Origin of the sequence: Acinetobacter chengduensis, from assembly GCF_003664645.1 — a bacterium.
Lineage (GTDB): Bacteria > Pseudomonadota > Gammaproteobacteria > Pseudomonadales > Moraxellaceae > Acinetobacter > Acinetobacter chengduensis.
On sequence record NZ_RCHC01000033.1, the window covers coordinates 1 to 12,544 of the forward strand.

The window sequence follows — 12,544 nt, forward strand, 5'->3', positions numbered from 1 at the left end:
CTTATGTAACTTATGAGCTTATGTAATTCGGAATAGAGTGATGAGATGGAAACCTCTCCTGGTAATGCTTGTCAGGGATTTGTCCATATATTAAATGCAGTGCTGAAAAATTAAAGATTTCTCTGGCCAGAAGATCGCCAGGGGCTGATCTGTCAGAGATATAAATTTATAAAGTTACATAACTTACCTAACTTATGATCTTATGTAACTTTCAAGAGAGTTATGCGATGTAAAACTCTTCCTGTACTGCCATACTTACAATACCAGCGCACAGCCCAAAGAATGATTTCGCCCTAAAGATGATGCCGACTATGGAAGGGATTCATCTATTGAACCTTTAGCTAAAAAGCTATTTACAACACTGCCAATTTTTCCTCTTTTATAGTGTTTACTCTAATTTCAACTGCTACAAAAGAGGAAAGACGATTCATCAATTAATAGTCAAAGTTAAAGAAATTTTCTGGGAAACAAGAAAGGAATGCTTTTTGAATATCACTGTATTCACCTTCTGGATGTTCCTCTAGATAACGTCGAGTCCAAATTAGCGTGGCCTCATAATCGTTAAAACTCTGATCTAGTTGTAAAAAAATCCAGAGGTCATGTGCTTTTTGAATGAAAAAGTCATTGATGATCATAAGTGCAATTTTCTTTTCAGTGTTTGAATTAGGATATGAGTACATCGTATGTTTCTCCTATAGAGATGATAAATAGATTAGTTGATAAGCTATTTATAACACATAAAAAATGTGTTTGTCACATTTTTTATGTGTTTTTTAAATTTTATGGTCTATGTTATACTTCTAATCCAAACAGATTGTATTTATCACCATGCCGTACGAAGAATTTCAAAGACTTATGGGGAAAGCAGGTCTTTCAATTAAGGAATTTGCAACCTTATTGGACATGAACCCAAATTCCATAACTAACTATAAAAAGATCGGAAAAGTACCTACTCATATAGCTGTTCTGGTTTACTTACTTTCTAGCATGAAAGATGAGGGTGTAGACTTTTACCCTATTTTTGAAAAAATTAAGTCGTATTCAAAAGACTAAGACTCTCGTTTTTTGATTGTTTTAAGCTGTTAGTGATGACGTAAAAAATGCCTGAAGTTCAGGCATTTTTTTGTTTCAGGGACTTATAAGCCTCGATAGAACTTTTCAATAAAGTTTCGAGTTTTGAGAACCAAGGTATTCATCAGGGTTTTACGTTCTGAGATCTTAGGGCGAGCAATCGGTAAGTCTTTGACATCTTCCCGGCTAGGTAAACGCTGCGTGTATTCATATTGGCTGAGCACCGTTTTGAAGACTTCAGGTTTGATGGCTTCTTTTTGACACAGCTCATTCAGTGCCTTTTCTTTTTCCACATCCCAAAACTGAGCAAAGGCTTGTTCAACGCTTTGGCCATTAGCCATGCGTGGAATGTTTTCATCCAGGAACTTTTGAATCAACTCTTGTTTGTCATACAAGTTGTGGTTGGTCGAGATGATATCTTGCACCTGGGAACGATACTGCTGTTTCTTTTCAGGATCTTTATGATTGACCACCGATTGCATTAAATTCAGGATATAACCGACATTCACTGTATCGCGGTGGATCAGTTCCAGCTGGAAATTGACGTCATTGAGGACCGATACTTTGTCTTTAGGCTGGACCACACGGACGTTGTTGTACAGATATTTGTACTGTGAGGTATGTTTCTGGAATTCTGCCTTGTTTAAATCGGTATCGTCCTGGTCATACTCGACAAAGTTTTCCAATTGGGCATTGATCCGCATCACCTCACGGAAGGCTTTGACGTACTCCAATTGCTGTTCTTCGGTTTCCAGCGTATTGGGGACTTGATCTGGATCTGGGGCAATACTGAGTAAATGGGCGACCGCAGCGTTGTATTTCTCCTTGATGCTGTCGAAACTTGGAATCAGCACGATTTTTTGCGCTTCATCTTTATTTGAGAATAGGGTGAGGGCTTGGTCTGTGGCCTGTTTCAGGTTACGGAAGCACAGGATATTACCGAACGGCTTGTCTGCGTTCAGAATACGGTTGGTGCGTGAAAAGGCCTGAATGAGTCCATGGTATTTAAGGTTCTTGTCGACATACAGGGTGTTGAGTGGTTTTGAGTCAAAACCCGTCAGGAACATATTCACCACGAGCAAAATATCGATTTCTTTTTTACGTACCCGATTGGCAATGTCACGATAGTAGGCGTAGAACTCATCGCCTGAGTTGTAGTTCTGGCCAAATTTGGCATTGTATTCAGCAATGTATTGATCGAGCTTGTCTCGATTGGATTGACTGATCCGGGTCGGGAGATCCGCAGACTCTTCTTCAATTAAACCGCTGTGATCTTCGACCTTGAGTTCTTCATTGGCTGCAAAGGAAAAAATCGTGGCAATGGTCAATGGGGTATAAATCCCCCCTTGTTCTTCGGCTTGCTGCTGTTTTTCCTGCTGGACTTTTTTGAACAGTTCGTAGTATTGGGTCAGGACTTCAACGGAACTGACACAAAACATCGCGGTGAAGGTTTTATTTTTGGTTTTGATAGGGTGATTATCTAGGATATAGCGGGTAATCATTTCGAGACGGGCAGGGTTATCAAATAGCTCTTTGGTATCAATCCCTTCAACATCTTCTTCATAGCTGTCGCTATTTTCGATGCCATTGCTGGTGTATTTGCCCAGATAGGCAATCTGGAAGGGTAGGACATTCCCATCACGAATGGCATCGGTAATCACGTATTTATGCAGGCATTCGTCAAACAGGGCATTGGTGGTGACGGCTTGTGAGTCAATTTTCAGTTGGCTATTTTTCTCAAAAATAGGCGTTCCGGTAAAACCAAACATTTGCGCCTGATTAAAGAAGCGTTTGATATTGCGATGGGTATCGCCAAATTGGCTACGGTGACATTCATCAAAAATGATCACGACTTTTTTATCTTTGAGATAGCGAATCTGATCGCTATAACGGTCAGAACTAATGGCAATATTGAGCTTTTGTAAGGTGGTGACAATCAGTTTGTCATGCTTTTGCCCCAATTGAGTGACTAGGGTGCCGGTATTCTTGGTGGTATCAACACTATCTTTTTTGAAGGCATTGAACTCACGTACCGTTTGGGTATCGAGATCACTCCGATCCACCACGAACAGGACCTTTTCAACTTCAGGCAAGCGCATGATGAGTTGACTGGCTTTGAAGGAGGTGAGGGTTTTACCTGAGCCCGTGGTGTGCCAGATATAGCCATTTTGCGCTGAATGTTGCACACGTTGAATAATCTGCTGTACCGCATAGATTTGGTAGGGACGCAGCACCATCAAACGCTTTTCAACTTCCAGGATCACCATGTATTCAGTCAGCATTTGGGTGATGTGCTGATGCTTTAAAAAGGTTTCGGCAAAGGTATCGATTTTATGGATGTGCTTATTTTCAAAATCTGCCCAGGGGAAGGTAAATTCGAAATTGCTGGTGCCGTTTGAATAGTAATGGGTGTGGTCACGATTACTGATCACGAACAGTTGGATGTAATTGAACAGACCTGCTCCGCTACTGTAAGCGACTTTGGCATAGCGTTGGGTTTGGTTAAAGGCTTCAGGAAGCTCTACCCCAGCGCGTTTTAGCTCGATTTGCACTAAAGGTAGGCCATTGATCAGCAAGGTGACATCAAAGCGACTGGTGTGGCCATTACTGGCACTGTGATCGATGGCGATCTGATTGGTCACCTGGTAAATATTTTGCTGAGGATCGGCAAATAAAAAATCAATGTGACGTGTAGAGCCATCATCAAAGTTTACAGGAAAGCGATTCCGCAGCACTTTGGCACAGTTAAAGCTGTTCCCTGCTTTTAAGTGATTGAGCACTTGTGCCCATTCATTTGCAGAGAAAGAGGCGATGCCATTGGCGCGTTCAACTTGAATTTTGAGATTGTTCAGCAGTTGATTTTCATCTTTGAGATCAACCTGGTGATAGCCCAGGTTTTTGAGCTGTTCAATGAGTTCATTTTCAAGTTGAGCTTCGCTTTGTACGGACATCTCTTTCTCTAATTTTTTATTGAATTACGGTGATCTAAGTGAAATCCATCTGATTGAAGCTCGAAACATACGGTGATGTTTTACCCTCAAAGTCTTCAAATCAGATGGTTTGATTGGCTTTCCTGATATTTAAACAAACATTTGCTGTAAAAGCCCTTTTTTCCAAAGCTTGGCTTGTTCTAGCTGCTCTGAAACAACATCAATTTTTTGGTCGATTGATGAAAGGAAGTTAGCGATTTTTGTTTGTTCTTCGAGGCAAGGAATAAGTATTTCTATTGAAGATAAATCCGAACTATTAATCGCAGGGTAACTTGTACCTGTACAACGATTCATAACTTCATCTAAGAACGTCTTTTCATGTAAAGCATAGTAGATAAATTTAGAATCCAATTTTGTACGGATTTGAGCATAGCCTGTTGAGGCAACATACTCACCACTTAAGTTGAAGTAATAATTATTCTGCTGATAAGGACGAACCATTTGAAACAGTACATCGCCTTTAGCTAATAATCTTTGTGCTCGACTTGGTGCATCCTGTTGCGCAATATTTTTTTGAAGTAATAGTCGCCCTTTTTCAACGCTTTCCAAATCAATATAAATAAAATTTTCAGGTAATTTTTTAGCTTTAGGATTAATTTCTACTACATCTTTAAGTTCCTTTTCTTCCCACTCCACAAACTCACTATCATCATCCGCTTTAAAACGAATCTGCTGACTAAACAGCTTTTGCATCATGCCTTGTTTATATTGGCCCAGAAGGTGGAGTTTTTGGGAAAGCTGACTAATCTTTTCATCCACTGCTGAAAGAAAAGTGGCTATTTTTGTTTGTTCTTCTGATGATGGTTTATATAACTTAAGGTTTTGGAGGTCGGCAGTGTCAAGTTTGCCAGCACCAATACCGGTAGCAGTTACCTTATTTTGAATAGTATTTTCTTTAGCATGTAACCATTGGAATAAAAATAGTGGAGCTAACTCTTGTTTCGGGCGGATGCATTTTACATCCTGGTTAAAAGCGACATCGCCTAACGTAATTCCCATAGGAATTTTATTAAACAACATGCTTCCTCTTACCAAAATTAAAATTGAATCTTTTGGTGCTAATTTGGAACCTTTCTGTAGACCTAACTTAGTAATCTTCACATCAGATTCATAAAGCTGATTTGTGTGCATGGAAGCACCACTAATCAATGGAATATCATCACCCCAATATTCAGGAATATCTTTTGCTGGTGTACCACCTGAAGCCCATGAGGTTAACTCAACAAGTTTTGATTCTGTTAAATACCCTTCAAACTCTTTAAAACGTAACTTCGGTGCAGCCATTACTTCACCTCCGCAAAAGGTGAATCAATGCCAAGCTCTTTACAAAATTCAGCAATCACTTTGTCTGTATTTTGGCTTTGTTGCTCAAGTTCTTTGAGTTGCTGCGCAATGGCATTCAGATCAATTTCATCTTCAGCTTCAAAGGTATCGACATAGCGAGGAATATTAAGGTTGTAATCGTTATCTTTAACTTCTTGCAGCGTAGCAACCTTGGCGTATTTCTCTATATTTTGACGCTGTTCAAAAGCTGCAATGATCTTATCGAGATGCTCAGGCAAGAGCTTGTTTTGGTTCTTTTGTTTGTCGAAGTCATTGCTGGCATCAATGAATAAAATATCGCCTGTATTTTTACGATTTTTCTTGAGCACCAAAATACAGGTTGGAATAGACGTACCGTAGAAAATATTGGCAGGTAAGCCAATCACCGCATCAATGACATTCAGTTTTTCAATCAGGTACTGACGAATCACGCCTTCACTTGAACCACGGAACAACACACCATGCGGAAGAACAACCGCCATCGTGCCGTTGTGATCGAGTTGATGAAGCATGTGCTGAACAAAAGCCATATCCGCTTTTGAGCTTGGTGCAAGCTTGCCAAAACGGCTAAAACGCTCGTCTTGCAAGAAGATTGGATCTGCTGACCATTTGGCTGAGAATGGAGGGTTGGCGACCACTGCTTCAAAACGCTGATCAATGTGCTGTGGGCGAATTAAGGTATCTTCTTGCTTAATGTCGAATTTAGCAAAGTGAACATCATGCAGAATCATGTTCATTCGTGCCAGATTATAGGTAGTACGGTTCATCTCTTGACCGTAAATCATATCGACATCTTGAACTTCACGTTTTACACGCAAAAGTAATGAGCCTGAACCACATGTCGGATCATAGACTGAACGCAGACGTTGTTTACCTTGAGTCACGATCTTTGCAAGCAAGGTGGATACGGTTTGAGGTGTATAGAATTCACCTGCTTTTTTACCTGCACCAGATGCAAATTCACCAATCAAATATTCGTAGGCATCACCCAATACATCTGATTCTGAGTTACTGAGATCAAAATCAATATTGTCTAAATGCGTCAGTACTTTGCTAACCAATTCATTACGATCGTTGGCATTGTTGCCGAGTTTGGTTGAATTGAGGTCGAGATCTTCAAACAGATTGGCAAAGTCATCTTCAGACTCAGCACCCAAGGTACTGCGTTCGATTTCTCGTAAGGTATTTGAAAGCTCATCAAGAATGAATTCACCCTGACGACCACGTTCAGCAATTGTGTGGAACAGTTGCTTTGGAGCTAGGGCATAACCGACTTCTTCGACTGAGTTTTCTTTAATGCCATCAATCAGTTCAGCATGTTCAGGGTTATTTTCATCAAGTTGATGATATTTTTCTGCTAGGCCTTCATCTTTCAACAGTTCATTGGCAAACGTGATTGCTTTTTCAGACAGGTATTTGTAGAAAATGAAGCCGAGAATGTAGTCACGGAACTCATCAGCCCCCATTTTTCCACGTAAATCGTTCGCAATATTCCAAAGATGTTTTTGTAATTGTTGAAGTTGAACCTGAGTCATGAAGCAAGAATCTCTAGTAATACCTAAATTTGCTTAAGTATAGCGAGTATCTGCTTATAAAAATTAGGTTTTTTGGTTCCTAACACCAGAATTTTGAATAAGAGGTTTTATGTTAAATAACTAAATACTATTAAAGTGTTTGGTTATTTTTGCTCTTGAGACTATAAATTAAATTTTGAGTATTTTACTCGTTTTATCTCTAAATTTTTTCCCAAATAATTTGAAGTTGTTACTTTCAAATCTGATCCTACCAGCAATTATACAAGGTGAGATTCTTAAATGAGAGGCCATCTCAGAAACTCCTTTATCTGTGTGCGGATAGCTATGAAATACCTCATCTGGAATCAAAACTTCTCTAGCTAAAGCATTAGCTTCATCTTCTCTAGGATCATCGCAAGTCTGATCTAAATCATCCAAAAACCATTCTTCATTTTTGTCAAAGTGAAGAGATATATGAGCTAACTCATGCATTAGAGTAAACCAAAAGTTGTCGACACTATCGTGTCTTAACGTCAAAGCTATTATAGGTTTACCATTATGAAAACATACCGCTCCATCTAAATAGGTCTTAGGTAAATGTTGCTCGAGAACAACAGTTATTCCAAATTTTTTTAAATGCTCTATTGCGAGTTGTGGACCTGATTGATACCAAGATAATTTTGCAACTTCTTGCATCCATTCTTTTGTTACCATACCAACGGTATACTCATGATTTATATTTAAACAGTTAGCTTTATTTATAATTTGTGCTTGCCATATCAATCTTGCATAAGCATCACATTCTTTTGAATTACCACTTAAATTAGCACTACTTCGGGCTAACATAGGCTGAAAATTAGAATTAAATCCTGCTTTTTTTAAAAAATCACTTATATATTCAGAGGCATATTCTTTTAGATCATTAAGACTTCCAGAAAAGTTAGTTAAGTAACCCCTCTTAAAAATCTCAACTAAGGGGAATCTCATATAATCTAAACTATCATGGTAAGTTTCAAATCTATCGCAGTCTTGAATTAAGATATCTACAGGAATACCTAAACCCTCACTTAATTTTCTAATCATAGATAAGCTAAGTGAACGTTTATTATTTAAAACTTCTGAGACTTTTGGAGCTGATCCTATGTAAGGCACAAGGTCTTTCGCTTTTAAACCTTGTTGGTCCATACGGAATTTAATTGCTTCAATAGGCGTAGGCTTATCAATAGGAAATTTTTCCATTTCATATTGTTCAATTAGCAGAGCTAGAACATCTAACTCATTACTCTCTTTAGATCCTTCGATAGGATCTAAATTAAATAACTCATCTAATCTTTTAAGTGCTTCTGCGTGATCATTAGCATTTTTTATAATTTTCAGATCCATAGCCAATTCCTAAAACTTCTTTTTACTATACTCAGCATGAGTACCTAACCACTCAATTTTAACAATACCGTTTTGATATCTAACTTTAACCACAAGGCGATAGTCATTTCCCTTGATGTTAAATATCACTCTATTATCAGATAGAAAATCTGCAGAGCTATATCTTTGCTTAATATCATGAGTCGTTTTCCAATTAGCTTGTTTAGCTTCGGCATACCAGGCATCTAATTGCGATTTAGCATTAGCATGCTTCTTAGAGAAATCAGTTAATAAATCTAAACCTAATACTTTCATGACTTCCCTAGAGATAATTTTATAGTAAATGTTACCTTTTTGGTATCTTTTTTACATATTCCCTAAAAAGGGAATATTTAAACATCGTATCATTATAGCCAATTTTTAGCTTTTAGATTTTTGAATTTTACCTTTTTACAAGGAAAATTAAGACAATAAAAAACCCCGACATGTCGGGGTTTTTCGTGTTTGGCTTCTAGGTAGGCTGCTGTTCTACCTCACGTCCTGGTGTGCTGGAACTTATCATTATTGTTTCATATGTCCCGGAACTTGCTGTTCCTGTATGACTTGATCATAAGTAAAAAACCGTAGATCCCTTAGCCGCAGAATCCCTAAATGTGTGTGCGCTAGGGCGTACAAAAACGGCTAAAAGTTATCTCGGTTTTATCCGAAAAAATAGGGGATAATTTTTGTCTTGGGCATCTAGTAGAATTAGGGAATGACTATTTTTTAAACAATTTGATTGGCGAAAGATGCCAGGGTAATCCTCCCATAAAAAAATCGACTTGTTTCTAAGTCGATTGAACAAGGTCGTTCTAGAGGGTATGGCTTAATGTAAGATACTGATCTTAAAGTAATCTTAAATATATTGATGTTGAATTTAGAATAAGAGATTTTATGTTAAATGAATATATAGATGAACTATAAAATGAAGTGACCAATTTTTTTCTCTTCATCAGTAATGGTATGAAAAGGAATAACATTAGCCATTTTCTTATCAAAAATGTTCTTACTTTTTGTATATCCAGAATAATAAAAATTGCGGAGTAAAAACAAAATAAATTTTCTTGGAGTAACTGGCATTGAAACAGGTATTCTACAATTGAGAAATTGCCCAAATGTCACATGTGAAGCAGGATGAGTAACATTTATATGATTTTTTGGATCATAGTCGAATCTAATAGGGAATTTAACTAAATTTTTTTTAGTACATTCTAGGAAAATTTCATCATGACTATAAAGTTCTGGGCAATCTTCAAATGAAGGTAATGATGGTGATGGATAGAATGACAATCTATGTTTTTTTATAAAAAAAACATCATCATTTTTCTCAAAAATATAATTAAAAGAAACTAATCCTCCATCTATCAGGTGAATATGATAGCTTTCCTCATCTAAAACAGATTTATATATATCTTCATAAGGGATATTTTTTAGAGTTTGAGAAATTTCAATACCTTTTTTAAATCCGATTTCATAATCTCCACTAGCATTCATACGTGTAGATGGATAGCTTTGTGCTATTGATAATCCTGATAAAATAAGGCGGTCAATGATTTCAGTACATTGTTTTAAGATAGCATCAGAATCCATTTTAATGACCTGATTTCTTTAAAATATTAATTAATTCTTCAGGAATTAATTCAGTTGGTAATTCTCCTGAATTGATAGCATGTATAATTTCTTGAATATTATTTGTCAGTTTTCTTCGTCTATTCCTCTCTTGAACAGACATATCTTTATTAATTAACTTTAATTTATTTTTCTGTTTTTCTGTTGGGTAAACAAACTTTAAAGCGTAATCGTTGTTTTTTAAAGTTTCCCATTCTTCTTTTAGGGATTGCATAGATGGTCCAATTCCCAATACACGAACCCAAGCTTTACTTCGAGTAATAGCAGTAAATAATCTATTCCTAATTAGTGCTAAGTGATTTGGATCGTAGGAATCTGCACAATCTTGAGCATGGATAATGTAGACCATCGCAGCCTCATTACCTTTTGCTCTAAAGATACCTGTAAAAGTAACAGCTCCATTTTTTCTGAAGACATCTCTGGAGGTTGTAACACCTGCAATTTCAGAATCTATATCATTCTGTTGTAATGCTTTTCTTACAACCCCTACATTTTTCTGTGTTGTGAAAGGATCAGGATTAATAACTAAAATATCTTCAGGTTTAAGTTCATCTTCATGGATATTTTTGACAATAGAATCGAAAAGCATTTGATTCATATCCCGAACTGAATCAAATACTTCGAACTTTATAAGTTCTTCAAGAGGTGTATGTTCTTCCAAAAATAGAGGGCTTGACTCACTAGTTCTAATTAGCTCTACTTCTTTTCCACCTTCGATTTTACCTTTTTTGACCGAATAACCAACATCTTCCCATAGAGAGTCATTATCGAAAAACTGAACTAATCCTTTTGCTCTAGTTAATCCAAATCCTAGTGTATGAGCGGTTGCAAGTAATGGACGTGAATTACGATAGCATTTTTCTAGAATAATATCTTTTTTAGGTTTTGTTGGATCTTCTTCTTCTAAGGTTACTAAAGGAACTCCTTTAGCATCTTTACCAAATAACTGCTCAGGAGGTAAAACGGATAGACCATTTAAAGACTGAAGCTCATCATATGCATAAACTAATCGCTTAGGATCCTTTAAAAATTTATAACATAATTTAATAAACTCAGGAGGGAAGTCTTGAGCTTCATCAATCAAAATTAAATCATATTTTTCCATTTTATTAGATGAGGACTGTTCTAAAGCTATCTTACAAACATTTTTAAAAGCATCATCTGCTCCAAACTCATTTTTAGCTGTTTGAAAGTCATAATAATCTATTGAGTTCTCAACACAATATCGATGATACATCCCATCATTTTCTTTATCTCCAGGCGCTCCCCAGGAGTTAAATATATCAATAGAATCCCAATCAGGTTCGCTACCTAATTGCTCAATAGTGAAGTTATTGATTAGTCTTTTAAATTGTTCTTTTAACGCTCGTGTATGGAAAGTTACAGCTATCTTCCAACTTTGGTTTTGTGCATGTAAATAAGCAACTTTTAAGGCTAATACAATAGTCTTTCCTGATCCTGCTAAACCTCTAATCCGTTGTACACCATCAACTGTTTCAATAACTGCTTCAGATTGGTGCTGATCTAGGTTTGCTATAGAATCTTCTAATTTTTGTAGGCGACTTCCTAAAGAATTTTCCTTTTTAGTTTGCCTTCTAATAGCACCAGATCGAATATTAGTAACAACTTGAATTGCTGCTTTTAATTCTTTAAAAGTATCTTCATCTGATTCCCACTCAAATGAATTAATAACTTCATTTAGATTAGAAATATTGGCAATGTTGTATAGATCATCATCGACTTGTGGCAAATTATTTTTTTTGGCTGGGCAGAAAGTTACTGTTTTAATATCGAACTTGAGATGACGGCCCTTTTTTAATTTTGGATAAGGTTTTAATTTCACCTCCAACATGGAGGCCATTTCATCTTGATTATTTATATAATTACTAAGATCCGTTCCTTCAACTAAATCAAAAGCAACAATGCCTTTTGATTCGCTTAAAAGTAATGCATCAAATTTAGTAGGTCCTAGAGGAGAGCCTACAATTGGATAACCTATATAGAGGAAACCCTCTAAACTCGTATTAGAGGACAATGTTTCCGCAAGTTGTCTTGAAGCAATTGGTTTTTCTTTATTAGTGCCCCAAATAACTTTAATCACAGTAATACCTTTATTTTAAATCTTGAAATCAAGCAATGCTCTACTATATTTATAAGCTTTAGTCTTATCAAGTTAAGCCTTGATATTAATGATTGTTATGGTTAGTTCGAAATCAAATAGCTTAAATCCTGTGCTTGACTCTTCACAGTTAAAAACTGGACATTTTAAATGGTTTATCCTATAGACAGTTTAATTGGTGAATAACAAATCTTGTAACTCCAAAATAGAAATGTCCGGTTTCTCCAAAGTAAAAATGTCCGCTTTTAGATAACTTTAGCAACTCGATAGACAGTTGCAACTCCACAATTCACTGCTTTGGCAATTTCTTCCTTAGTCATATTGCCAGCTGCTAGCAATTCTTTTATTCGTTTGTGCTTAGCCTCATTGGCTTTCTTACCTGTTGGCTTGTAACCCGAACGTGCCAAGCCCTGCTTAATACGTTCTATACGTTTCTCATTGTCCAGGCGAGCCATTGTTGCCAGGAGATCAATCAGCATATTGTTGATGAGATCCAG

The 12,544-nt window shown here is 36.8% G+C and carries 9 protein-coding genes and 3 pseudogenes; 1 reads left to right on the top strand and 11 read right to left on the bottom strand.

Going from position 1 to position 12,544, the window contains the following annotated elements:
• Window positions 1-221: 221 nt before the first annotated feature.
• Window positions 222-326: pseudogene (locus D9K81_RS17185) on the bottom strand (IS6 family transposase); the annotation flags it as partial.
• 108 nt (window positions 327-434) lie between these two features.
• Window positions 435-680 (bottom strand): hypothetical protein, encoded by a 246-nt coding sequence (locus D9K81_RS17190; protein ID WP_004776736.1) that lies wholly within the window; start codon window positions 678-680, stop codon window positions 435-437.
• A 148-nt stretch (window positions 681-828) separates the two neighbouring features.
• On the opposite strand from D9K81_RS17190, the gene D9K81_RS17195 reads away from it, so the two are divergent.
• Complete coding sequence (locus D9K81_RS17195; RefSeq protein WP_004676219.1) at window positions 829-1,053, top strand: helix-turn-helix transcriptional regulator; 225 nt, start codon at window positions 829-831, stop codon at window positions 1,051-1,053.
• A gap of 83 nt (window positions 1,054-1,136) precedes the next feature.
• Here the strand turns inward: D9K81_RS17195 and D9K81_RS17200 are convergent, their stop codons facing one another.
• The 9 genes and pseudogenes from D9K81_RS17200 to D9K81_RS17235 all read right to left on the bottom strand — a co-directional run.
• Window positions 1,137-4,022: a type I restriction endonuclease subunit R gene (locus D9K81_RS17200; RefSeq protein ID WP_121523865.1), complete on the bottom strand. Its 2,886-nt coding sequence runs from the start codon at window positions 4,020-4,022 to the stop codon at window positions 1,137-1,139.
• A 129-nt stretch (window positions 4,023-4,151) separates the two neighbouring features.
• Window positions 4,152-4,865: pseudogene (locus tag D9K81_RS18870) on the bottom strand (restriction endonuclease subunit S); the annotation flags it as partial.
• Window positions 4,860-5,345: pseudogene (locus D9K81_RS18875) on the bottom strand (restriction endonuclease subunit S); the annotation flags it as partial. The pseudogenes D9K81_RS18875 and D9K81_RS18870, both read right to left, overlap by 6 nt.
• Complete coding sequence (locus D9K81_RS17210) at window positions 5,345-6,919, bottom strand: type I restriction-modification system subunit M (protein ID WP_121523869.1); 1,575 nt, start codon at window positions 6,917-6,919, stop codon at window positions 5,345-5,347. The gene D9K81_RS17210 and the pseudogene D9K81_RS18875, both read right to left, overlap by 1 nt.
• Window positions 6,920-7,087: 168 nt before the next feature.
• Complete coding sequence (locus tag D9K81_RS17215) at window positions 7,088-8,281, bottom strand: ImmA/IrrE family metallo-endopeptidase (RefSeq protein WP_121523871.1); 1,194 nt, start codon at window positions 8,279-8,281, stop codon at window positions 7,088-7,090.
• A 9-nt stretch (window positions 8,282-8,290) separates the two neighbouring features.
• Window positions 8,291-8,575 (bottom strand): type II toxin-antitoxin system HigB family toxin, encoded by a 285-nt coding sequence (locus D9K81_RS17220; RefSeq protein WP_087528871.1) that lies wholly within the window; start codon window positions 8,573-8,575, stop codon window positions 8,291-8,293.
• Between the two features lie 642 nt (window positions 8,576-9,217).
• Entirely contained in the window at window positions 9,218-9,889 is a 672-nt protein-coding gene (locus D9K81_RS17225; RefSeq protein ID WP_121523873.1) for a DUF2290 domain-containing protein, read from the bottom strand.
• Between the two features lies 1 nt (window position 9,890).
• Window positions 9,891-12,029, bottom strand: coding sequence for a DEAD/DEAH box helicase (locus D9K81_RS17230; protein WP_121523875.1), 2,139 nt, complete (start codon window positions 12,027-12,029; stop codon window positions 9,891-9,893).
• Window positions 12,030-12,292: 263 nt separating this feature from the next.
• Window positions 12,293-12,544: helix-turn-helix domain-containing protein (locus D9K81_RS17235; protein ID WP_235831055.1), on the bottom strand; the 252-nt coding region annotated here is incomplete at its 5' end.